Source organism: Microvirga mediterraneensis (assembly GCF_013520865.1).
In the GTDB taxonomy this organism is placed as follows: Bacteria; Pseudomonadota; Alphaproteobacteria; order Rhizobiales; family Beijerinckiaceae; genus Microvirga; species Microvirga mediterraneensis.
The window spans coordinates 2,850,916-2,874,494 of sequence record NZ_JACDXJ010000001.1 but is presented as its reverse complement, the minus strand read 5'-3'; the positions used below and the strand labels follow the sequence as shown (position 1 = coordinate 2,874,494).

Annotated in this window: 21 protein-coding genes; 8 read left to right on the top strand and 13 right to left on the bottom strand. The window is 63.4% G+C overall.

Features of this window, described 5'->3' with window-relative positions; translation table 11 throughout:
* The first annotated feature begins 5 nt into the window (after positions 1-5).
* Complete coding sequence (locus H0S73_RS13575) at positions 6-1,274, top strand: DNA polymerase IV (RefSeq protein ID WP_181052659.1); 1,269 nt, start codon at positions 6-8, stop codon at positions 1,272-1,274.
* A gap of 1 nt (position 1,275) precedes the next feature.
* On the opposite strand, the gene H0S73_RS13570 is transcribed toward H0S73_RS13575, so the two are convergent.
* A complete protein-coding gene (locus H0S73_RS13570) occupies positions 1,276-2,115 on the bottom strand; it encodes a cell envelope integrity EipB family protein (RefSeq protein WP_181052658.1) in 840 nt (279 codons plus the stop codon).
* A gap of 125 nt (positions 2,116-2,240) precedes the next feature.
* Between H0S73_RS13570 and H0S73_RS13565 the strand changes: the two genes are divergently transcribed.
* From H0S73_RS13565 to H0S73_RS13555, 3 genes are all read left to right on the top strand, one after another.
* Positions 2,241-2,711, top strand: coding sequence for a RidA family protein (locus H0S73_RS13565; protein WP_181052657.1), 471 nt, complete (start codon positions 2,241-2,243; stop codon positions 2,709-2,711).
* Entirely contained in the window at positions 2,708-3,460 is a 753-nt protein-coding gene (locus tag H0S73_RS13560; RefSeq protein ID WP_181052656.1) for a glycerophosphodiester phosphodiesterase family protein, read from the top strand. The genes H0S73_RS13565 and H0S73_RS13560 overlap by 4 nt, the downstream gene beginning before the upstream one ends.
* Positions 3,461-3,536: 76 nt before the next feature.
* The gene (locus tag H0S73_RS13555; protein ID WP_181052655.1) at positions 3,537-4,712 is read left to right on the top strand and encodes a GNAT family N-acetyltransferase; all 1,176 of its coding nucleotides are present in this window, start codon (positions 3,537-3,539) and stop codon (positions 4,710-4,712) included.
* Between the two features lie 2 nt (positions 4,713-4,714).
* On the opposite strand, the gene H0S73_RS13550 is transcribed toward H0S73_RS13555, so the two are convergent.
* Positions 4,715-5,284 carry an NAD(P)H-dependent oxidoreductase gene (locus H0S73_RS13550; protein ID WP_181052654.1) on the bottom strand — a complete coding sequence of 190 codons (570 nt, stop codon included), beginning with the start codon at positions 5,282-5,284 and terminating at the stop codon, positions 4,715-4,717.
* A gap of 320 nt (positions 5,285-5,604) precedes the next feature.
* Between H0S73_RS13550 and H0S73_RS13545 the strand changes: the two genes are divergently transcribed.
* Positions 5,605-7,521 carry a PAS domain-containing sensor histidine kinase gene (locus H0S73_RS13545; protein WP_181052653.1) on the top strand — a complete coding sequence of 639 codons (1,917 nt, stop codon included), beginning with the start codon at positions 5,605-5,607 and terminating at the stop codon, positions 7,519-7,521.
* A gap of 5 nt (positions 7,522-7,526) precedes the next feature.
* On the opposite strand, the gene H0S73_RS13540 is transcribed toward H0S73_RS13545, so the two are convergent.
* Together H0S73_RS13540 and H0S73_RS13535 are read right to left on the bottom strand one after the other, a co-directional pair.
* A complete protein-coding gene (locus H0S73_RS13540) occupies positions 7,527-8,516 on the bottom strand; it encodes a L,D-transpeptidase family protein (RefSeq protein WP_181052652.1) in 990 nt (329 codons plus the stop codon).
* Between the two features lie 66 nt (positions 8,517-8,582).
* A complete protein-coding gene (locus H0S73_RS13535; protein WP_181052651.1) occupies positions 8,583-9,359 on the bottom strand; it encodes an extensin-like domain-containing protein in 777 nt (258 codons plus the stop codon).
* A 131-nt stretch (positions 9,360-9,490) separates the two neighbouring features.
* Between H0S73_RS13535 and H0S73_RS13530 the strand changes: the two genes are divergently transcribed.
* Together H0S73_RS13530 and H0S73_RS13525 are read left to right on the top strand one after the other, a co-directional pair.
* Positions 9,491-10,015 (top strand): hypothetical protein, encoded by a 525-nt coding sequence (locus H0S73_RS13530; protein ID WP_181052650.1) that lies wholly within the window; start codon positions 9,491-9,493, stop codon positions 10,013-10,015.
* Positions 10,016-10,184: 169 nt separating this feature from the next.
* Entirely contained in the window at positions 10,185-12,461 is a 2,277-nt protein-coding gene (locus tag H0S73_RS13525) for a CDC48 family AAA ATPase (protein ID WP_181054338.1), read from the top strand.
* A gap of 116 nt (positions 12,462-12,577) precedes the next feature.
* On the opposite strand, the gene H0S73_RS13520 is transcribed toward H0S73_RS13525, so the two are convergent.
* The 9 genes from H0S73_RS13520 to argE form a co-directional block, all read right to left on the bottom strand.
* Positions 12,578-13,015: a hypothetical protein gene (locus H0S73_RS13520; protein WP_181052649.1), complete on the bottom strand. Its 438-nt coding sequence runs from the start codon at positions 13,013-13,015 to the stop codon at positions 12,578-12,580.
* A 303-nt stretch (positions 13,016-13,318) separates the two neighbouring features.
* Positions 13,319-14,206 carry a DMT family transporter gene (locus H0S73_RS13515; RefSeq protein WP_343058361.1) on the bottom strand — a complete coding sequence of 296 codons (888 nt, stop codon included), beginning with the start codon at positions 14,204-14,206 and terminating at the stop codon, positions 13,319-13,321.
* Entirely contained in the window at positions 14,203-15,141 is a 939-nt protein-coding gene (locus H0S73_RS13510; protein WP_181052648.1) for a bifunctional helix-turn-helix transcriptional regulator/GNAT family N-acetyltransferase, read from the bottom strand. The genes H0S73_RS13515 and H0S73_RS13510 overlap by 4 nt, the downstream gene beginning before the upstream one ends.
* A 200-nt stretch (positions 15,142-15,341) precedes the next feature.
* A complete protein-coding gene (locus H0S73_RS13505) occupies positions 15,342-16,304 on the bottom strand; it encodes an oligopeptide/dipeptide ABC transporter ATP-binding protein (RefSeq protein WP_181054336.1) in 963 nt (320 codons plus the stop codon).
* A gap of 38 nt (positions 16,305-16,342) precedes the next feature.
* Complete coding sequence (locus tag H0S73_RS13500; protein WP_181052647.1) at positions 16,343-17,335, bottom strand: ABC transporter ATP-binding protein; 993 nt, start codon at positions 17,333-17,335, stop codon at positions 16,343-16,345.
* 11 nt (positions 17,336-17,346) lie between these two features.
* Positions 17,347-18,300, bottom strand: coding sequence for an ABC transporter permease (locus H0S73_RS13495; RefSeq protein ID WP_181052646.1), 954 nt, complete (start codon positions 18,298-18,300; stop codon positions 17,347-17,349).
* 10 nt (positions 18,301-18,310) lie between these two features.
* On the bottom strand, positions 18,311-19,291 hold the full coding sequence (locus tag H0S73_RS13490) for an ABC transporter permease (protein ID WP_181052645.1): 981 nt from the start codon (positions 19,289-19,291) through the stop codon (positions 18,311-18,313).
* A 105-nt stretch (positions 19,292-19,396) separates the two neighbouring features.
* On the bottom strand, positions 19,397-20,947 hold the full coding sequence (locus tag H0S73_RS13485) for an ABC transporter substrate-binding protein (RefSeq protein WP_425488223.1): 1,551 nt from the start codon (positions 20,945-20,947) through the stop codon (positions 19,397-19,399).
* Between the two features lie 195 nt (positions 20,948-21,142).
* A complete protein-coding gene (gene argE, locus H0S73_RS13480) occupies positions 21,143-22,297 on the bottom strand; it encodes an acetylornithine deacetylase (protein ID WP_181052643.1) in 1,155 nt (384 codons plus the stop codon).
* Between the two features lie 278 nt (positions 22,298-22,575).
* On the opposite strand from argE, the gene H0S73_RS13475 reads away from it, so the two are divergent.
* Positions 22,576-23,541, top strand: a complete 966-nt coding sequence (locus tag H0S73_RS13475; protein ID WP_181052642.1) for a threonine ammonia-lyase — start codon at positions 22,576-22,578, stop codon at positions 23,539-23,541.
* The last annotated feature ends 38 nt before the right edge of the window (positions 23,542-23,579 follow it).

Genomic DNA, 23,579 nt, shown 5'->3' with positions numbered 1-23,579 from the left:
CATCGATGAGCGAAGCGCCCTTCTGCCGTGACTGCCTGACGCTCGCCCCCAGCCCGCTGGCGGAACGATGCGCGGCCTGCGGCTCCCCTCGCCTTCTCAGGCACAAGGAGCGGGACAGCCTCTCCATCGCCCATGTGGATTGCGACGCCTTCTTCGCAGCTGTGGAAAAGCGGGACGATCCCAGCCTCGCGGACAAGCCCGTCATCATCGGCGGCGGCAAGCGCGGGGTCGTCTCTACGGCCTGCTACGTGGCGCGCACCTATGGCGTGCGCTCGGCCATGCCCATGTTCCAGGCGCTCAAGCTCTGCCCCCACGCCACGGTGATCAAGCCCAACGGGGAGAAGTACAGCAAGGCCGGGCGCGATGTGCGCCAGCTCATGCGGGAGCTGACCCCGCTGGTCGAGCCCGTGTCCATCGACGAGGCCTTTCTCGACCTGACGGGGACGGAACGGCTGCACCACGGAAGCCCCGCCCTCACCCTCGCCCGCTTCGCCCGCAAGGTGGAGACGGAGATCGGGATCAGCATCTCCGTCGGGCTTTCCTACAACAAGTTCCTGGCCAAGATCGCCTCGGACCTTCAGAAGCCGCGAGGGTTCTCCATCATCGGACGCGAGGAGGCGGCGGATTTCCTCGCCGACAAACCCGTGGGGATCATTCCGGGGATCGGCGCCTCGGCCCAGGCCAGGCTTGCCAAGGTGGGCGTGACGCAGATCGTCCATCTGCGCGATGTGCCTCTCAAGACCCTGTTCGAAGCCCTGGGCCGCGACTCGCAGCGTCTCTCCCGGCTGGCCTGGGGCGAGGACCGCCGGACGGTCAACCCGGAGCGGGAGACGAAGAGCGTCTCGGCGGAAACCACCTTCGAGACGGATCTGCGCTCCTTCGAGGATCTGGAGCCGATTCTGTGGCGGCTCTCGGAAAAGGTCTCCCGCCGCCTCAAGGCCGCCGGCCTCGCCGGGCGGAGCGTGACCCTGAAACTCAAGGACAGGGATTTCCGGCTTCTGACCCGCACCCGCTCGGGCCTGGCGCCCACCCAGCTCGCCGCGCGCCTGTTCGATCCGGCCCGGCAGCTCCTCAAAGCCTCCTGCGACGGCACGGCCTTTCGCCTGATCGGCATCGGAGCGGCCGACCTTTGCGACGCGGCCGACGCGGACAAGGGCGATCTGGCCGATCAGAGCGTCGTGCGGCAGGCCCATATGGAGGCCGCCATCGACAGGATCCGCGACAAGTTCGGCGTGAACGCAGTCCAGAAGGGAATCGTGCTGCGCAAGAGCTGAATCAGCGCTGACAGGCGCTCGGTGCCTGCACGTCCAGGCTCTTCAGGTCGCCCTTCAGGGCGAAATCGCCGTAATCGAGTTTCAGGTTGCGGCTGACCCCGTTTTCGTAGAGCTCGAACGAGATCGTGTAGACCGGCCCCCGGTCGCCCTTGCCCTCCTCGAAGTAGCTGATGGTCACGGGCCAGCGTGCGACGGAGGCGAGCTTTTCGCCCTGGGCAACGTCCTCGAGAGATGCCGTGGCGGCGCCTGCCTCGATCTTGCGGCCGATCAGGCCCAGCGTGTCGTAAACCTTGTCGCCCTTGTTCGAGCCGTCATAGACCTTCACGGACAGGGTGCTGTCCCCGCGCCGCCCGGCCTCGATCAGGCGCTTGAGGTGCTCGGTCGGGAACACCGTCTCGCCCTTCGCCTGGAAGGCCTTTTTCTTCGGCTGCTTGAGATCGACGTTGAGGCTGCCCTGGGGCGTGAGCTTGGCGTCGCCGTCCACTTCGCCGTCCTTGATCATGCCCTGGCGGAACGAGGTGGACTTGAAATGCATCGAACGGCCATCGCCGGTCTCGTAGGTCGCCGTCTGGATGTCGACGGTGTTCGAGCCGGTCTCGCTGCTGTTGAGGATGGTGACCTGCCGGTACTTGAGGGTGTAGCCGTCGCAGGCATCGCCGCCGAATTCCATGGCGATGCGCCCCCTGGCATTCTCGACGCCATTGGAGCCACCGGCCCGCAGAAGGGTGAGGTCATAGACGGCTCTATGAGGCACCAGCTGGACCGGCGGTTTCGCCGTTTCTGCAGAAGCCGTCGCCAGCAAGGCGATGGACAGACCCGAGGCTACAACGAGGAACCGCATATCTACTCCCGATCCAATGGCAGCCAAGATAGGATCCTCTTGCGGACAGGGCAATGTTCCCGCTTGCGTCCTTACGGCTCATCCGCCACTACTCCGTCCGGATGATGTCACGGAACGAGGCTTCCATGAGCGCAATCGACAAGAAACTTCAGGATTTGGGTATCACTCTCCCGACACCGGCCGCGCCGGTCGCGAATTATGTCCCGTTCGTTCGGACCGGGAATTTGATCGTCATTTCCGGGCAGCTCTGCCTCGGCCTCGACGGCAAGATCGCCGACGGTCACAAGGGCAAGCTCGGAGCGGAAATCTCCTCCGAGACCGGCCAGGAGGCGGCTCGCCTGTGCGCCATCAACCTGCTCGCCCAGCTCAAGGCCGCGGTCGGTGATCTCGACAAGGTCACGCGCTGCGTCCGCCTCGGCGGCTTCATCAATGCGGTGCCGAGCTTCGCGGCCCTTGCCCCCGTCATGAACGGCGCCTCCGACCTGATGGTCGAGGTCCTGGGCGACGCGGGCCGCCATGCCCGCTCCACCATCGGCGTCGCGGAACTGCCCCTCGATGCCTGCGTCGAAGTCGAAGGAATGTTCGAAGTCCAATGAGCACCCCGAGCTGGCTCGTCGCGAAGCCCATCGCCCATCGCGGCCTCCACAACAAAGCCAACGGCATCATCGAGAACACGATCTCGGCCGCGGAGGCCGCCATCGCGCGCGGCTTCCCCATCGAGCTCGACGTCCAGCTGACCGCCGACAACGAGGCCGTCGTCTTCCACGATTTCGAGCTCGACCGCCTCACGGGCGAGACCGGGCTTGTGGCTGAGCGCAACCTCTCGGCGCTGACCCGCATCGATATCTCCGGCACCATGGGCGGGGACAAGATTCCGTCGTTCAAGGGTTATCTCGGCACGATCGCCGGCCGTACGCCGCTGGTCATCGAGATCAAGAGCAAGTTCAACGGCGACATGCGGCTCACCAAGCGGGTCATCGAGATCCTGGCGGATTACAGCGGCCCCTTCGTCGTGAAGTCCTTCGACCCGGATATCGTGGCCTATCTTCGCGAGAACACGCCGACCATCACCCGCGGCTTCATCGGGGAGCTGGAATATGCCTCCAAGTCGGACAGCTTCCTGTCCCCCGAGCAGAAGCACCGGATGGCCAACCTGCTGCATTTCTCCGAGACGCAGCCGCACTTCCTGTCCTGGCGCGTGAAGGACATCCCCTGCGCGTCGACCCATCTGAGCCGGATCCTGGGCCACCTGCCCGTCATGACCTGGACCGTGCGCAACCCGGAAGACCGCGCCCGCGCGGAGAAGCACGCCGACCAGATGGTCTTCGAGGGCTTCATCCCCTGACGCTTTGCCGCAATGGTTGCAAGGATCCCGCCAAGCGCTTAGCTCTTAGTTCGCAAAGGCGAGATCCTTCCACGCGGTGACGATCCAGGTCAAAATTGCCCAAGGTCTCGGTGCGGTCGCCGCCGCCGACTGGGACGCTTGTGCCATCGGGATGCGCTCGGGCGACGACGACCCGTTCAACCCGTTCGTATCCCATGCCTTCCTGTCCACCCTGGAGGATTCCGGCTGCGTGGGGGCAAAGACCGGCTGGGCCCCCCTTCATGTCCTGTTCGAGGATGAGGCCGGAAAAATTCTCGGCGCGGCGCCCTGCTATCTCAAGTCCCATTCCATGGGCGAGTATGTGTTCGATCATTCCTGGGCTGACGCCTATACCCGGGCGGGAGGGCACTATTACCCTAAACTCCAGGTCGCGGTGCCGTTCACGCCGGTGACGGGGCCCCGCCTCCTGGTGCCGGACGGCCCTCGGGCGGCGGAGATCCGCTCCTATCTGATCGCGGGACTGCGCGCCCTGCGGGATCAGACGAACGCCTCCTCCATCCACGCGACCTTCCTGCAGGAGACGGACCTCGAGGCGCTGACCTCGGAACGGTTCCTGCGCCGGGACGACCAGCAGTTCCACTGGTTCAACGACCATTACGGCAGCTTCGACGATTTCCTGGCGGCTTTGGCCTCCCGCAAGCGAAAGGCCATCCGGCGCGAGCGGCGCGATGCCCTCTCGAACGGCATCTCCATCGAATGGGTGACGGGCCGCGAGATCACGGAGGCCCATTGGGACGCCTTCTTCGCGTTCTACATGGACACGGGCTCGCGCAAATGGGGACGCCCCTATCTCAACCGCCGCTTCTTCTCCCTCGTGGGCGAGCGGATGGCCGACCGGATCCTGCTCGTCATGGCCAAGCGGAACGGGCGCTATATCGCCGGGGCGATCAACTTCATCGGCGACAAGCGCCTCTACGGCCGCAACTGGGGCTGCATCGAGGATCACCCCTTCCTGCATTTCGAGGTCTGCTACTATCAGGCGATCGAGTTCGCCATTGCTCGCGGCCTCGCACGGGTCGAAGCCGGAGCCCAGGGAGAGCACAAGCTCGCCCGGGGCTATAGACCCGTCATTACCTCATCGGCGCACGACATCGCCGATCCGTCCCTGCGGCGGGCGGTTCAGGACTACCTGGAGCAGGAACGCCTCTATGTCTCCGAGGCCGCCGGAGAGCTGTCGGAAGCCACCCCGTTCCGGCATCGCGACGAAGACTGAGATCAGGGCGCAGTTCGCCGCGTCGACTGGACGTAGGCGGTAAAACCCGCGAGATACTGGCGCAGCTGCTCCTCGATCTTCTGATCCGCGAAACTGCCGTCCTGGTTGAAGACCGTCTGTGCGCGCGACACCATCAGGCGGCCGCCGGCCCAGAAATCGGTCCTGAGCGTCCGCAGAACCGGAAGCCACGCATTCTGTGACAGGATCGTCCCGAACCCACTCGGCGAGGCTCCGATGACGGCCACAGGTTTGCCGCCGAAAACGCGTTTGATGTCCGAGTCCGGCCGAGAGAGCCAATCGATGGCGTTCTTGAACACGCCAGGAATCGAATTGTTGTATTCCGGAGTTACGAGAAGCAGGCCGTCCGCAGCCGCAACGGCGTCCTTCAACTCCATGACCCGCTGGGGAATACCCTCGTTGACCTCGACATCCGCATCGTAAAGTGGGATCCCCCGTATCGTTTCGACAACGAGTTCCGCATTCTCGGGCATCAGCCCCGCCGCGTTCCGCAGCAGCGCGGCGTTGTAGGAGGCTTGGCGGAGGCTTCCCGAGATACCAATCAGCTTCGTCACATCGTCCTCATCGCTTGCTGGGAACCCAAACCATGGATGCAGATCTTGGCTTCAGCATCACTCAACAAGGCTATCGGTTCGCACCAAAGCAAGTCAAACACGACAGCGTGTCAATTTACCGTTTGAATGCCGCTTCACCACATCTAAAGCCAAGCTCTGGAAAAAGCGGGACGGCGTTTCATATGTAGACTGTGGACCTCACAGCCGCCTGGCGAACTTTCTATCGTCCATGAACATTGTATTTGTCTGCGTGTTAGCGAGCCCACTTGATGCAGGAGCGTATGAAACCTGGACCTGACTTCCTTGCACACGGAGGGTCCATGGGTGAGCGCATTCGCCATCACGATTGGGCATCCACACCTGTCGGCCGAATCGAGACATGGCCGCATTCCCTGCGGACCGCCGTGAGCATCATGCTCCATTCCAAGTTCCCGACCTACATGCTGTGGGGACAGGAGCTGACGAGCTTCTACAACGATGCCTATGCGCCGGTCTTAGGCTCGAAACCTGACGCCTTGGGACGACCCTTCCGCGAAGTATGGGCGGAAGCCTGGGACACGGTCGGCCCGATTGCCGAACGGGCGTTCCTCGGACAAGCCAGCTACTTCGAGGACCTGCCCATTATCCTCAAGCGCAACGGTTATCCGGAACAAACTTGGTGGACGTTCTCCTATAGCCCCATTCATGACGAGACCGGTGGTGTCGGCGGGATCCTCTGCATCGTTCATGACACGACCGCAAAGGTTCTCAGCGAGCGTCGCCTTGAGTTTCTCGTGCGCCTGAGCGACCGCCTGCGCGGCTTGAACGAGCCTATCGACGTGATCGCGGCGGCACAGGAAATGCTCGGCCAGCATCTCGGTGCGAGCCGCGTCGGCTATGGTGAGGTCGAGGCAACGGCCCGCTACTTCACGACGGAGCACAACTGGACGGACGGCTCGGTTGCCCATCGGACGGGAACCCACGACCTCGCGGCGTTCGGCCCGGAGATCCACGGCGCTCTTAAGCGTGGCGAAACGCTTGTGGTCAATGATGCCGCTGCCGATCCGCGCACCAACTCGCCCGATCACCTTAGCGCCTTTGCGTATCTCGAACTCCGCGCCGTCATCACGGTCAGCCTGATCAAGCGCGGACGCATGGTCGCCGCCCTCTACGTTCATGACAAGGAGCCTCGCCTCTGGAGTTCGGGTGAGATCAAGCTCATCGAGGATGTCGCCGAGCGGACCTGGGATGCGGTCGAGCGCCTTCGATCGGAGGCGGCCCTGCGCAAAAGCGAGGAACGGCTCCAGCTCGCGCTGACCGCAGCGAGCGTCGTGGGGACCTGGGACTGGGATATTCAATCCGATCTCGTCTATGCGGACGAGCGCTTCGCCTCCCTCTACGGTGTCGAAACCGAGGCCGCTGCGGCGGGTGCTCCCATCGCAGACTTCGTCAGCGGCATTCACCCGGACGACCGGAGCCGGATAGAGGAACAGATCCAGCAGACCTTGGAAACAGGCGAGACCCTGGCTGCCGAGTACCGCACGATCGACAAGAGCGGGCGGATCCACTGGGTGTTCGCCCAGGGGCGTTGCTACAGAGCCGCCGGCCAGCCCGTGAGATTTCCAGGCATCTCCGTCGACATCACCGAGAGGAAGAAGGCCGAGGAGCACCGTGAGCTTCTGATCAATGAACTGAACCATCGGGTCAAGAACACCCTGGCGACCGTTCAATCCATCGCATCCCAAACCCTTCGCAACGCAGACAATCCGGAAGCGGCCCGCGCCTCGATGGAGGCGCGGCTGCTCGCCCTGTCCCGAGCCCACGACGTGCTGACGCGGGAAAACTGGGAAGGAGCCGGCCTGATCGAGATCGTCAGGGGAGCCATGGCTCCTTATCGCCACGAGCGCGAGAACCGACTTCATCTGGAAGGGCCGGATGTCCGCCTGACACCGCGCATGGCGCTCGCGATCGCAATGGCCCTGCAGGAACTTGCCACCAATGCCGTGAAATATGGGGCTCTGTCGAACACGTCCGGTGAGGTCCAGGTCGCCTGGTTCGTCAAGCAGACAGGTGAGAAGCGCCTGCATCTCACATGGTCCGAAAGTGGCGGGCCGGTGGTCGAGCCCCCTCGACGGCGCGGCTTCGGCACTCGGTTGATCGAGCGAAGCCTCGCACAGGATTTGAACGGCGAAGTGCACATCACGTTCGCCCCGTCAGGGGTCATCTGCACCGTGGATGCGCCGATCGTGCAGGCCTGAGATCGTCAGTCGATGAAATCGACCGGCGTCCCCTTCTCGACCATCTTGGACAAGGCTTCGACGTCCCAGTTCGTCAGCCTCACGCAACCGTGTGAGTAGGCTTTTCCGACCTTCTCAGGTTCGGGCGTCCCGTGGATGCCGTAGGACTCGATGGATAGATCGATCCATGTGCTTCCGACAGGATTGTTCGGTCCAGGCTTGATCTCGAACTTCTCCTTGGTCTTGACGCCCTTGAAGGCATAGTCCGGATTGTATGTGTAGTTCGGGTTCGGAGCCACGGCGCGAACCGTGTACGATCCGCTGGGCGCCGGCTTCTCCTCGCTGCCGATGGACGCCGGATAGGTCGCGACGACGGAGCCGTCCTTGTTCAGAACGCGCAGGATGTGCTCGTTCTTCACGACCTCGATCTTCGAGGCCTTCTCCACTTTCTCCGGCTCCGACTGTTTCGTCCGGACATTGGCGACGAGGATGGACGTCCCGGCCTTGTCGAAGGATTTGCCGGGATTCAGGGTCTTGATCAGATCCATGTCCATGTGAAACTTCTCGGCCAGGAGTTCCTCCGCGCTGGAATAGCCGAGATGGTCGAGCTTGGCTTGGTCCTCCATCTTTTCCGGAATGGCAACGAAGGGGCCTTTCACGTCCTCAGCCTTGATCGTGTACTCGATCAGGGTGGGCTCGGACGAAGTCTCGTTGAGCTTGGCCCAGGATTCCTCATCGAGTTTCCCGTCGGCTTTGAGATCGTGCGCAGCATCGAAGGCCTTGATCGCATTGCGAAGGTTCTCGCCATTATGCCCATCGATGACGCCGGGCGAGAATCGGGCCCGGTCGAGCAGAACCTGTATCTTGACGAGAGCCGGATCGATCTCCTTGCCCTTGCCTGTCTCGGCCGACCACTCGGCCTTGTTCACGGCGTCCAGGTTCAACGCCTGAGGTGCGGCGGAAGCCGAACCCAACAGGCACATGATTCCAAGGGCAGCATACGCAACGCATCTCATGGCGAACTCCACCGGAAAAGGTCGTGCACAGAAAAGGCGCTGGCCGGGGTCTCTGTTCCCGTGGATCTATTGGCAGATCCGGTAATCGCCCTTGCGCTGGCGCAGATCGAGATGAAGGTGATTGCCGTGATCCGAATCCGAGCCCGGTCCGAGCACCGTATTGAAGATCGGACAGGCGGCTTTCCGGATCGCCGCCTGGAACGACGCCTCCGGCGAATTCTCCTCATGGCTTCCGACCGTCAGCGCAGGCCGTTTGGCGAATTCGAAGCCCATGACGTCGAGGCCGTTGCCGAAGGCATGTTCGCTCAGCTTCGCGCCATTCCGCTGATCCCGGCATTGATAGGAGGTGCCGATGAGAAGCTTCGTCGGCGCGCTCTGGAACTGACGCTCGGCCTCGGGCGCGACCGCGTCGCTCATCCAACGGGTGATGCTCTCGGCCACGGGGCATCCCATGAGCGAGGCCGGCACGACCGTGACCCCATTGGGCAGCGCGGAGACCAGAACCGGGTTTTCGATGCTGCAACTGTTCTCCTTCACGGGCGGGCGTTTTTCGAAATGGAGCCCGAGCTGGGTGAGGCGCTGGAGGCAGGCATCGCCGGTTTCGCTTCCGGTTTCGGCCTTTTGTTCGGAAGAGGCGCCCTCCTCCGGCGCATTTTCGGCGCTAGGCTCCGGCGCGGCGGGACGATCCGGCCTCGGCGGGGGCAATGGCATTGGCTCGACCGGGCTGTCGGGCCTGGGCGGAGGCAGCGGCGGTGCCGGATCCTGGGCCCAAACGACAGACGCGAGCACCAATCCTCCCATGATGCTCACAATCCGAACCAGCGCACGGCGACCGCGACCCATGCCGCCTCCTACTCTCAAGCTACCTCTTCCTATAACCCCCATGCGCCAAGGTTGAGTTCCATCTGAGTCTTCATGGCTCCTTGCTCTCCCGCCGAGACGCTCCACAATTGAAGGATCAGAGGAGGGCCGTCATGAGGGCGTTTCCAGTGACGGATATCGATTCCGCTACGAGCTTGTCGCTCGTTTCGACCTTGAACGGGGACCATGGCAGCCCCTGCACGAAGCGCGTTGCGGAGCTGGTGGAACGCATTGCCAAGCTACGCGCGGAGCTTGGCGAAGCCGAAACGGCTTTGGAGATCGAGAAGGCTCGAATGCCGGTGCCGGGCGACTTCGTCCGCTGTCCGCTCACCCGCTTCTTCGGACAGGTCACCAAGGTGACTCCCCGATCCAACGGCAGGCCATGGGTGGAGATCGTCCCCTATCTCGGCCCGAATCTTCCCGGCCACTCGTCCATGGACCTGTTCGACAGCTGGGAACTGATCGATGCGCCGGTGGATGACAATTCCGAGAAGGGTGCAGAGGGCTCCATGAGGCTCCCCAAGATCGCGCCCTTCATGCCCATCGCCGGCGTCCTGCTCGCCGCCCCCTCGGACGAGGTCGAGGTGGAAGAAGCGCTCAAGCGGCTTTGGGCGCCGTCGGACCGGGCTACCTCGTAGCGTCGTACCTGCAGAGCGTTGCCTGCAACAATTCCAAGTATGTGGCGTTGGCCCTGCGGTTTCGCCGCCCGCGAAGCCTGTCTGCGTGGCACCCGGGAGGCCTTGAGACGGCATGCGCCTCTCCTCGCCTGCCACCGCATCGGAAGCGCACGAACAAGGGATGACAGCAATGGCAGACGATGGGCAGAGTGTACGCCTTCAGGTCGCGAATGCCCGGCCGGACGATTCGGGCCGGGGCCTCGCACGCATGAGCCGGCAGTCGCTTGCCGAAATCGGCATCCAGGAAGGTCAAGCCGTCGAAATCGTCGGCAAGCGTCACACTACGGCCATCGCCGTCACACCCTATCCTGAAGACGAAGGCCTGAACATCATTCGTCTCGACGGCCTGCAGCGTGTCAATGCAGGCGTAGGCAGCGGCGACCACGTGGAGGTGAAGCGCGCGGACGTGCGGCCGGCGACCCGCGTCGTGCTCGCGCCGGCCCAGAAAGGGCTGCGCCTCCAGGGCTCGGGCGATGCCCTGAAGCGGACCTTCTACCAGCGTCCCTTGACGGCGGGCGACGTGATTTCCACCTCGGTCTATTCGCAGCGTTCGTCGGGCCAGCGGCTGCCGGAGGAGATGCGAGGCTTTCTCAACATCCCGGCCTATGGCCTGCAGGAGATCCGCCTCGTCGTCGTCTCGACCCAGCCGCGCGGCATCGTGCATGTGACGGCCGAGACCGAAATCGAACTTCGACCGCAATTCGAGGAGCCGCGGGAGGCGCGCCGCGCCGACGTGACCTATGACGATATCGGCGGCCTCGGCAGCACGGTCGATCAGGTCCGCGAGATGGTGGAACTGCCGCTTCGCCACCCAGAGCTCTTTCAGCGCCTCGGCATCGATCCGCCGAAAGGCGTCCTGCTCTACGGGCCTCCCGGTACCGGCAAGACCAGGCTGGCGCGGGCCGTCGCCAACGAGACGGAGGCGCAGTTCTTCCACATTGCCGGCCCCGAGATCATGGGCAGTCATTACGGCGAGTCGGAGCAGAGGCTTCGGCAGGTCTTCCAGGAAGCGCAGCAGAACGCCCCCGCCATCATCTTCATCGACGAGATCGACAGCATCGCGCCCAAGCGCGAAGAGGTTACGGGCGAGGTCGAGCGGCGGATCGTCGCCCAGCTGCTCACCCTCATGGACGGCCTGGAGCCCCGCCAGAATATCGTGGTGATCGGCGCAACCAACCGGCGCGAGGCCATCGACGAGGCTCTTCGCCGTCCGGGCCGCTTCGACCGCGAGATCGTCATCGGCGTGCCTGACGAGTCCGGACGCCGGGAGATCCTCGGCATCCACACCCGCGGCATGCCCCTGGCCGAGGACGTCGACCTGGAGGACATCGCCCGCACGACCTACGGATTCGTCGGAGCCGATCTGGCCGCGCTGGCTCGGGAAGCCGCCATGGATTCCCTGCGGCGCATCCTGCCCGGCATCAACCTGAGGGATGGGATCCCGTCCAACGTGCTCGAGAGCCTGCAAGTCACCCGGCAGGATTTCATGAACGCCATGAAGCGCGTCCAGCCTTCGGCCCTGCGCGAGATCATGATCCAGGTGCCCAACGTGACCTGGGACGATATCGGTGGCGTCGAAGAGGCTCGCACCCGGCTGCGCGAGGGTGTGGAACTGCCGCTCAAGAGTCCGGAATCCTTCCGCCGCCTCGGCATCCGCCCGGCCAAGGGCTTCCTGCTGTTCGGCCCTCCAGGCACCGGCAAGACTCTCCTGGCGAAGGCCGTCGCCCGGGAAGCCCAGGCCAATTTCGTGGCGACTAAATCCTCCGACCTTCTCTCGAAATGGTACGGCGAATCCGAGCAGCAGGTGTCGCGCCTCTTCGCCCGGGCCCGTCAGGTCGCCCCGACCGTGATCTTCATCGACGAGATCGACTCCCTTGCTCCCGTTCGTGGCGGCGGGCTGGGCGAGCCCGCCGTGACGGAGCGGGTCGTCAACACGATCCTGGCGGAAATGGACGGCCTCGAGGAGTTGCAGGGCGTCGTCGTCATGGCGGCCACGAACCGGCCGAACCTCATCGACCCTGCCCTGCTCCGTCCGGGCCGTTTCGACGAGCTGATCTACGTGCCGGTTCCCGACGCGCAGGGGCGCCGCCATATCCTGGGCATACACACCAAGACGATGCCGCTCGGCCCGGACGTGGATCTCGACGCCATCGCCGAACGGACGAGCCGCTTCACCGGGGCGGACCTCGAGGATCTCACCCGCCGCGCGGGGCTTCTCGCCTTGAGGGAATCGCTCCAGGCGGAGCATGTGACCATGGCCCATTTCGAACAGGCCCTGCGCGAGACCCGCCCGTCCGTGACTCCCGAGATGGAACGGGAATACGAGGACATGCTTCGGACCCTCAAGCAGGAAGGTCCGCAGCGTCAGTCCATCGGATTCCTCCCGCTGAGGCAGGCGGCCGAATAAGCCCGCATCGCGACAACGGAAAACCCCCATGGCACGCCATGAGGGTTTTTCTTTGATGGACGCATACGGAAAAGCGCGGGCGTTTCAGCCCGCGCCTTTCATGAGTGAATGCGTAGTTAGTAGCCGCAGGACACAGGAATGCGGGTATCGCGGGTGTTCGGGTCCAGAACAGTACGGCAGGGAACACCGTTCACCGTGCGGATCTCATGCGGAGCCGCATAGGGATCGGGCGAAGCCATCGGCATCGGGGCTGCCATCATGGGTCCGACCGGTGCGGGAACAATGCTGCCCGTGGTCACGACATCGCCACCCATCGGGGCCACGACGCCGCTCACCTGACCGGCACAGGCAATCGGAATGCGCGTATCGCGCGTGTTCGGATCGAGGACCGTGCGGCAGGGAACGCCGTTGATCATGCGGATCTCATGCGGAGCGGCCTCCGGGAAGAGCGAGCCGGGCGTTCCGGAAATCGCCGGGGAGGACTGCGCCAGAGCAGCACCCATGCCGCCAAGAACCATAAATCCAGCGCCAGCGAAAATCGCGAGCTTCTTCATCAGTGTCTCCAGTGCTTTCGTTGAGGGTGGCTGTTCGCCATGTAAGACAGAGACTAAACGCGCACAGAGCAGATCGTTTCCAAAGCTAATTCCACCACACAGAGTTGTGATTGTCGCACTTGAATAAGGCACAGCTTCGATAAAGCTACGCTATGAATCTACTAGTTGCGTCGATTTATGATGTTTTACTGGCCAATCCCGACATTATCACCATGTTAATCTTCATCACCTCAAGCAGCGCCTGACACCTGATGCCATCCTGGATGCTCCGAAGCGGCAAGTGTCGTTGAGGGTGCATGGCCGTTACCCGAGAGCCCGTGGGTTCCTGGTCGCAAGCCAAAGCCCGGCCGCGACACCGGCAAGTCCCAGCAAAACGCCAGCCGTCAAGGGCTCGCCGAGAAACCAGATACCGAGCAATGCCGCCGTGATCGGGCTCAGTGAGAGGAACACCGTGACTCGGGTCGGAGTGGTGTTCTTGAGCGCCCAAAGCCAGAGCACGTAACCGATCCCGCTCGACAGGCCGATGAACAGAACAGCGATCCAGCCTGATGGACCTAGACGCGGTTCTTCGGTGAAGAGCCCTTCCACACCGGCGGGTGCTGCCAGGAACATGACCGAGGCCAGCATGGCCCAGGCCCCGACGGGCAGAGTCGGATAGCGGGCGAGATAGGGGCGGTAGAGCACCGAGCATATGGCGCCGCACAGGGCAGCGGCGAGCACCAGCAGGGCTCCGATCCATTCCTCGATTGCGCTTTGCACGATCAGCCGCTCGCCCAACGCCATCCCGACGCCGACGATCGTCAGGACGACGCCTGCGACTTTCGCACGGCTGAGATCTTCCCGGCCTAGAAACGCCGCGATGATCATGGTCATCAGCGGAAAGGTCGCGAACAAGAGAGCTGCCCGGGTGGACGAGATGAACCGGAGTCCGAGGTTCAAGAGCGCAATCAAAATACCGAACTGCACGATGCCGAGGCCCAAGACGACCATGAGGTCGCGGATGGCGAACCGAACCCGCGCGCTCATCAGCAAGGGCGGGACGAGGCAGAGAACAGCGATGGCGTAGCGTAGGAAAGCCAGCGATGCCGGGCCGATATCCTGGACCACGAAGCGCGTCGCGACCATGGCGGCGCCGACCTGGACGCCCGTCGCGGCGGCCGCCGCAAGGGCAAGCCTCTCCTGCCGTCTCACAGGTCGAGATCCCAGGTCTGCCCGACGAGGTCCTTCCCGAAGGAATGATGCGCCTCTTCCTTCACCAGCCTGAAGCCCGCCGCTCGATAGATGCCGCACGCCGCAACGAGCACATCGTTGGTCCACAGGGTCAGCGTCCTATAGCCCTTCTCCCTGGCGAAGCCGATGCATTCGTCGACCAGACGGCGTCCGAGGCCGAGCCCCCTCGCGGAAGGCTCCACATAGAGCAGCCGGAGCTTCGCGACCTCATCGGACGAGCGCACGAGAAAGACGCTGCCGATGATCTCTCCATGGCGTTCGGCAATCCAGCAGCGCTCCCATCGCGGGTCGAAATTCCTGACGAAGGAAGCGGCGATCTCCGCTACCAACGCCTCGAAGCTTTCATCCCAACCGTATTCCTGGGCGTAGAGAAGCCCCTGCCGGTACGCGATCCACCCGATATCCCCGATCCGGTGCGGACGCAGATTGTAGGAAGGATCGGATGTCGCCCCATTCCCGACCAGACGCTCGACCGTGGCCATGGACTGAACGAGCCGCTCCCGATCGCCGGGCAAGAGTTCCGACAGCATGGCAGCCACCTGGGTCGCGGATGCCTGGTTCAGCGGCGCGAATGCGGCGATGCCCTCCTCCGTCAGGGACAGAAGAAGCTGGCGCCGGTCGTCCTGAGAAGGAGTGCGCCGGAGCAGGCCCTTAGCGTCGAACCTTTTGAGCAGACGGCTGAGATAGCCGGCATCGAGCCCGAGGTCCCGTCCCAGGTCGGCGGCCGTTACCGGATGGCGATGGGCCAGCTCGTAGAGCACCCGCGCTTCCGTGAGCGAGAATGCGCTTTCCAGCAGCCCCTCGTTCAAAAGACCGATATGACGCGTGTAGAAGCGGTTGAAGCTCCTCACCTTCTCGATCTGCTCGTTCGTCGGCACATTCGGCATGTGAGACATGACCGCCTCCCTGCCGAGGAGAATCCTGCAGATGATTGACTGAGTCAACTATTTTGACGACTGGGAAGCTTGGCCTCAGAGCCGAACTCTATGTCATCACAGTCCTTATTCCGATGATCCCGGTTAATTGAACCGTCGTGCCTCACCGAAGTGAGACAGCCGCCACAAGGCCGGCTATGACATGGTGGGTATCCTACCCCTCACGCCGCCGCGTCGATTGACAGACGCCCCTCATGGATCGCGTGGCAGGCCACGCCTCCGACCAGAGGCGGGATCTCTGCCCGGCAGCGGTCGTTGGCGAAGGGACAGCGCGGATTGAAGGTGCAGCCGCTCGGCGGATTGATCGGGTTCGGGATCTCGCCCTGAACGGGGATGCGCTGGCGTCCCGTCATGCCCACGTCCGGCACCGCATCCAGCAGCATGCGGGTATAGGGATGCTTCGGATGGGCGAAAAGTTCTCGGCCGTTGGAGATCTCGACGATGCGCCCGAGATACATCACGCCGATGCGGCTCGCCATATGGCGCACCACGGCGAGGTTGTGGCTGATGAACAGGTAGGTCAGCCCCAGGCGATCCTGCAGGTCGCGCATGAGGTTCAGGATCTGTGCCTGGACGGACACGTCCAAGGCGGAAGTCGGCTCGTCGCAGACGATGAACTCCGCATTGGACGCGAGCGCGCGCGCGATCGCGATGCGCTGGCGCTGGCCTCCGGAGAATTCATGCGGATATTTCCGACCGTCCGCCGGATGCAATCCCACCAGCGATAGGAGCTCGCCCACCCGGTCGGCGATGTCTTTCTCGCTACCGATCAGATTGAAGGCGCGGATCGGCTCGGCGACGATGCGGTCGACCTGCCAGCGGGGATTGAGGCTGGCATAGGGATCCTGGAAGATCATCTGGATGCGCCGTCGCAGGCGCTGGCGCTCGGTGGAAGCGGCCCTGCTCGACATGGACACGCCGTCGATCATCACCTCCCCGCTCGTGGGCGGCAGGAGGCCGACGACCATACGGGCCACCGTCGACTTGCCAGACCCGGACTCGCCGACGAGGGCAAAGGTCTCGCCCTTGGCGATGCTGAAGGAGACACCGTCGACCGCCTTCAGGTACTGCTTCTCACCACCCTCGAGGACCCGGTTGAGCCAGGGCCTGGAGACGTCGAACACGCGGCGCAGGTTTTTGACTTCGACGTAAGAGTTCTCGGTCACGCGACGGCCTCCGAGCGGACGGAAGATTGATCGTAGAGATGGCAGGCGACGCGATGCTCGCTGTGCTGGACGGGCTCGGGCCGTTCGACCCGACAGCGGTCGAACACATAAGGGCAGCGCGGATTGAAGGCGCATCCGGGCGGAATGGCCGAAAGGCGCGGCATGGAGCCGGGAATCTGCACGAGGCGATCCGTATCGTTCTCGAGAGACGGGATCGCGCCCATCAGCCCCTTGGCATAAGGATGGAGCGGGCTCTGCACGACTTCGCGCACGGGCCCGATCTCCGCGATGCGGCCCGCATACATGACGGCGACCCGGTCGGCCGTTTCGGCGATCACGCCCATGTCGTGCGTGACCAGCATGATGGCCGTGCCGTGCTCGCGCCCGAGCCGCTTCAGCAACGCGATAATCTGCGCCTGAACCGACACATCGAGGGCGGTCGTCGGTTCGTCGGCGATGATGAGCTCCGGCTCGGCACACAGGGCGAGCGCGATGACGACGCGCTGGCGCATGCCGCCCGAGAACTCGTGCGGGTAGCTGTCGATCCGCTTGTCCGGCGCCGGAATGCCGACCTCGGCCAGAAGGTCGATGGCGCGTTTTCGCGCAGCCGAGGCCGAGAGATTCGTATGTGTGCGGATGGTCTCGACGAGTTGCTCGCTGACCCGGTAGAGGGGGTTCAGGCTGGTGAGCGGGTCCTGGAAGATCATGCCGATGCGCTTGCCGCGCACCTTGCGCATCTCTTCCGGCGGCAGATTGTCGATGCGAAGCCCCGACAGGAGAACCTCGCCGCCGGCGATCTGTCCGGGCGGATCGATGAGGCCGATGACGGCAGAGCCCGTCACCGATTTGCCGGCGCCTGATTCACCGACGACGCCGAGGACCTCGCCCTTGGCGATGTCGAACGAAATACCGTCGATGGCCTTCAGGATGCCGCGCCGGGTGACGAACTCGACCCGCAGGTCGCGGACGGAGAGGACAGGTTGAGCCATGAGCGATCCTCTCATCGCAGCTTCGGATTGAGCGCGTCGCGCAACCAATCGCCCAGGAGGTTGATGGCGAGCACCAGCAGCGCCAGGGCGACGCCCGGGAAGGCAATGATCCACCACTCGCCGGAGAACAGGTAATTGTTGCCGATGCGGATGAGGGTGCCGAGCGAGGGCATCGTCTCCGGCATGCCGGTGCCGAGGAAGGACAGGGTCGCCTCGGTGATGATCGCGAGCGCGAGGTTGATCGTGGCTATGACGAGCACGGGACCCAGCACATTGGGCAGGACGTGCCGGAACATGATCACCGGCGCCGGCAGGCCGATGAGCTTCGCGGCGGCGATGTAGTCCTTGTTCTTCTCCACCATCACGGAGCCGCGCACCGTGCGCGCATACTGCACCCAGAAGCTCAGGCCGATGGAGAAGACGAGCACGGACAGAGTCGTCACGCCGTCGAGCTGCCCCCCGAGCACGGATTTCACTACGCCGTCGACGAGCAGAGCGATGAGAATCGCCGGGAATGTGAGCTGCACGTCGGCGACGCGCATGATGATCACGTCCGTGGTACCGCCTACATAACCCGCGATGAGGCCGAGCGCGATGCCGAGCGTGGCCGAGAAGGCGACGCCCAGGAAGCCGACGGCGAGCGAGATCCGCAGGCCGTAGAGAATGGCCGAGAAGATGTCGCGGCCCTGCTCGTCCGTGCCGAGCAGGAAGGGCGCCTGCCCTTCCGCATCCCAGAGCGGCGGCAGACGGCTGTTCAGCAGGTCGAGCTGCGCCGGATCGAACGGATCCCGCGGCGCAAGGCCGGCCAGAACGGCGGCCGCCATGAACAGGAATGTCAGGAAGGCTGCCGCCATCGTCAGCTTGGACCGCTTGAAGCTGGCCCAGACGTCGCTGTCGAGAAAGCGGCCGGCCCATGACATCGGCTGCGATCGAGGCGCGGGCGCCGCTTGAATTGCTTCCGCCATCTCTGCCTCCTCAGGCCGGCTGCCGGATCGACGTCCTCAGGCGAGGATCGACGATGGTGTAGAGAATATCGACCGCGAGATTGATCGCCACGAAGATGAGCGCCACGAGCATGAGGTAAGCGGCCATGATCGGGATGTCGACGTTCTGCACGGCCTGGACGAACAGCAGACCCATGCCCGGCCACTGGAACACGGTCTCCGTGATGATCGCGAAGGCGATCACTGAGCCGAACTGCAGGCCCACGATGGTGATGACCGGCACCAGGGTGTTCTTGAGCGCATGTCCGAAATGGATGGCCCGTGTCGTCAGCCCCCTCGCCCGCGCGAACTTGATGTAATCGGTGCGCAGCACTTCGAGCATCTCGGCCCGGACGATGCGCATGATCAGCGTCATCTGGAACAGGCCGAGTGTGATCGACGGCATGATGAGCGCCTTCAGACCCGACAGGGTGAGAAGTCCGGTCGACCACCAGCCGATCCGCACGGTGTCGCCTCGCCCATAGGACGGGAGCCAACCGAGGGTGACAGAGAAAAGGTAGATCAGCAGAATGCCGATCAGGAAGGTCGGAAGCGAGATGCCGACAAGCGAAACCGTCTGGAACACCTTCGCCAGGACGCTGTCCCGTTTCAGTCCCGAATAGACGCCCATGAGAACACCGAAGCCAGTCGCAAACAGAGTGGCGCACAACGCCAGCTCGAGCGTTGCCGGCATGCGCTCGGCCAAGAGATCGGCCACAGGCTGACGGAACTGGTAGGAAACTCCGAAATCGCCCTGAGCGGCTTTCGCGAGATAGCGGACAAACTGCAAAGGCACGGGATCATCAAGGCCAAGGGAGCGACGGACCTGCTCCCGCTCCGCAGCCGGTGTATCGAGCGATACGATCTGATTGACCGGATCGCCTGCAAAGCGGAACATCGCAAACGAAATGATCCCGACGGCGAATAGTACACCGATGGCCTGAAGGGCACGTCGGATAATAAAAGCAAACATTTATGATCTCTTGATCGCACAGGCTCCGGCGAAAACTCCACCTGAGACCTTCTCAATGAATTGTCCCGGGCAGCACTCTGCCCGGGACGAGCGATCAGGCGCGCACTACTCTTTCGTCGCCCAATACAGCAGCACCGAGTTGTCGGCGCGCTGGCTGAGCTTCACCTTGTTGGAGACGCCCCAGGCCAGCGCCTGCTGATGCAGCGGGATGTAGCCATATTCGTCGAACGTGATCTGGAAGGCCTGCTTGATCATCTGGTCGCGCTTGTCTTTGTTGCTCTCGACCAGGATCTTGTCGGTCAGCTCGTCATGCTGCTTGTTGCAGAAGTTGCCGAGATTCGATTCGCCGCGGGACGATTGCGGGTTGTCGCGGCAGCCTTCGATATCATGCAGCACGTTGTGGCTGTCGAACGTGCCCGGCGTCCATCCAAGCAGATAGAAGGAGGTGTTGTAGTTGCCGGACTTCAGCACCTTTCCGAAGTACTGAGCCTTCGGCTGGGCCATCAGGTTCACCTTGACGCCGGCGCGAGCCAGCATGCTGACCACGGCCTGACAGATCGCTTCGTCGTTGACATAGCGATCGTTCGGGCAGTCCATGCCGACTTCGAAGCCATTCGGGTAACCGGCGTCCGCAAGCAGTTTCTTGGCGCCTTCGAGATCGTATTTCGGACGCACGAAATCCTTCGAATAAGTGAAGAGATCCGGCGCGATCATGAGTGCGGAAGGCGTGGACATGCCACGCATGACGCGGGATTTGATGGTTTCGATGTCGATGGCCTTGTAGAAGGCCTCGCGGACGCGTTTGTCCTTGAACGGGTTCTTGCCTTTGACATTCGAGAACAACAGCTCGTCGCGTGTCTGATCCATGCCGAGGAAGATCGTGCGCAGTTCAGGCCCGGACAGCACTTTTGCGTTGGCGCTGCCGTTGACGCGCTGAATGTCCTGCAGCGGAACGGGCTCGATCACGTCCACTTCGCCGGAGAGCAGCGCGGCGACACGCGTGGCGTCGGAGCCGATCGGCGTGAAGACGATCTCGTCGAGGTTGTGCTGGGCTTTGTCCCACCATTCCTTGTTGGCTTTGAAGACAGTCTTGACGCCCGGCTGATGGCTTTCGATCTTGAATGGTCCCGTGCCGTTGGCATTGAGCGACGCATAGCTCGGAGTCGTTGCGGCCGCGGGCGTCGGCGACGCCGCATTGTTCGCCTCGGCCCATTCCTTATCCAGGATGTACCAGGTATCCCACTGGGAGTTCAGGATGGGGTTGGGCGACTTGAGCTTCACGTCGACGGTGTAATCGTCGACCTTCACCCACTCCGAGTTGGTCGGCACCCGGGTCTGGAAGTTAGAGCCCTGCGCGCGCACCCGGTTCGCCGAGAAGATCACGTCATCGGCGTTGAAGGGATTGCCGTTGTGAAACTTGACGCCCTTGCGCAGGAAGAAGCGCCAGGTCAGGCCATCCTCACTGATTTCCCAACGCTCGGCGAGGCTGGGCTGAATGGCCAGATCCTTGCCGCGCCTCGTCAGGCCCTCATAGACATGGCCGAGATGGGCGTTGGTGGTCGTCTCATTCACCGTATAGGGGTCGAGGGATTTCAGATCGCCCTGGTTGGCATAGCGCAACGTCACGGCCATCGCCGGAACGGCAACGCCGGCCATAAGCGTCGCGACGCTCGCGACGAGAAATTTCGAACGGATCGTCATGTTGTGTCATTCTCCTCTGGAGTCCCGCGTCTTTGCGCGATGTTCTTTTGTCGGAAGCCCGGATTTCCCGTTGTTTCTTCCGTCGGGCATGAAGTTAGGCAGGAAAGTGGCCGACGGTCTAGCCCTGACTTGGACCGGCCTGCTCAGCATTTAGACACAGAGATCCCCGATCAGGCGGCGCAGGATCGCCTCCCCGGCTTGGAACTCGCTGACCTCGATGTATTCATCCGGCTGATGAGCCTGCGCAATGTCGCCGGGCCCGCAGACCACCGTCGACCAGCCGACGCGCTGGAACAGACCGGCCTCCGTCCCATAGGACACCACATGGGTTCCGTTGTCGCCGGTGAGGCGCCGCATCAGGCGCTCGGCCGCCCCGTCCGCTTCCGGCCTGAGCCCCGGCACCTCGGCGATGAGTTCGACCGTGACGCCCGTGTCGGGCGCGATGGCCTTCATCCGGGGCTCGACGACGTCGCGGATATAGGACTCGTAGCGGGCGAGATAATCCATCGGGCTTTCCGTCGGAATCGCCCGGATATCGCTGAAGAACCATGCGGACGACGAGACCACGTTGGCGGCATTGCCACCCGCCATCATGCCGCAATGCAGCGTCGTGTAAGGCGGCTCGAACGGATTAGCCGGGTCCGCATTCCGCCGGTTCTCCTCCATCACGTCCTCATGCCAGGCAATCAGGCGCGCCGCGTTCATGACGGCGCTCACGCCCTGATCGATCCGGCTGGAATGGACGGCGTATCCGGTCACCTGGGTGCGCAGCTGCACGGACGCCTTGTGCCCCGTCACCACCGCGTGGCGGGTGGGTTCGCCCACAATCACGGCGGACGGCGCCGGGATGGTCTCCGCCATCACCTTCACCATCGACGGCGCGCCGCGGCAGGCGATCTCCTCGTCATAGGACAGGGCAATGTGAATGGGCCGCTTGAGAGGCGCGCGCACCATCTCGGGCACCAGTGCCAGCACGAGGGCGTCGAAGCCCTTCATGTCGGTTGCGCCGCGACCGTACAGACGACCGTTCTTCTCGGTGAGCGTCCACGGATCGGTGGACCAGTTCTGTCCCTCCACCGGCACCACGTCCGTATGGCCGGATAGAACGACGCCTCCTTCGACCTGCGGGCCGATCGTCGCGTAGAGATTCGCCTTGTCCCCTTCTGGGCTCATGACCAGACGGCTTTCGACGCCGTGACTGTTCAGCCAGTCTCGGCAGAAGTGGATGATGTCGAGATTGCTGCTGGTCGAAACACTCGGGAAGGCAACGAGACGCGCGAGCATTTCGCGAGGTGACAGGGGCATCAGGCACATCTCCTTGCGCATCGTGCGGCTGTGACGATGCGCCGTTCGAGGGATTGAGCATCGGATGCCCTCGCAAGCGCAAGTCGACTTTTGGACCCGATGCCGCTGAACAAGGCGTAAGCATCCGATTCTATCGAGCCCGTGGTCAAGCCGGTTTATCGGCGCTTATTTCAATCTCCGCCCGTTGACGAAGCGACGATGTCGCTCGCATGATCCCGTCGCCGCTTTGCCCGGCAGATCCGTTCCCATTCTGAACGCTCCTCCCACGGACACCTTCAATGACCGCATTCGACGTGACGCTTTCCGACATCGAAGCCGCCCGCATCCGTATCGCGGGACGAGTCAGACGCACTCCGGCTTACGAAAGCGCCGATGTTTCCGCTCGGCTCGGCCGGCGCACCGCATTGAAGATGGAAGCGCTTCAGCTCGCAGGCTCGTTCAAGGTCAGGGGCGTCTTCAACAAAGTGCTGACCTTGAACGACGATGAGCGCCGCCGCGGCCTCGTCACCGTCTCGGGCGGCAATCACGCCATTGCCGTCGCCCGTGTGGCGGGAACCCTCGGGTTGGATGCCCTCGTCCTGATGCCGAAGACGGCGGCACGGTTCAACATCGACCTGACCACGAAATTCGGCGCACGGGTCGAGCTCTGCGACGATGCGGCGGAAGCCTTCGCGAAGGCCGAGGATTACCAACGCCAGGGGCGGCTTTTCGTGCATCCCTATGACGACCCGGCCATCATCGCCGGACACGGAACGCTCGGCCTCGAGTTCCTCGAGGACATTCCGGACCTGACCCATGTGTTCGTGTCCATCGGCGGCGGCGGCTTCATGTCGGGCGTGGCGGCAGCCCTGAAGGCCATGCGCCCGTCATTGACGGTCTACGGAGTGGAGCCGACCGGCGCGCAGACCATGACGGAAGCGCTCAAGGCGGATCAGCCGGTGACGATTCGCCCGACTTCCATCGCCCGCACCCTGGCGGCACCCTTCGCCACCCACCGGACCGTCGCAGCCGCCAAGCTTTTCCTGAAGGAGATTTTGCTTGTGGACGACGAGCCGGTCATCAAGGACGTGAGCTGGCTGCTCCAAACGGAGAAGCTCCTCTGCGAGCCGGCAGCCGCCTGCGTCCTGACCGCCGCCGAGGCCGTCGCCCCATCCCTGCCGGATGACAGCGTGATCGGCCTCGTGCTCTGCGGCTCGAATCTGTCCCTGGAGGATCTCGACGCCTGGCGCAGTCAATCGGTCTAGGTTGACGTCTGCCGGGTTCTCGATGAACCTGCTCTATC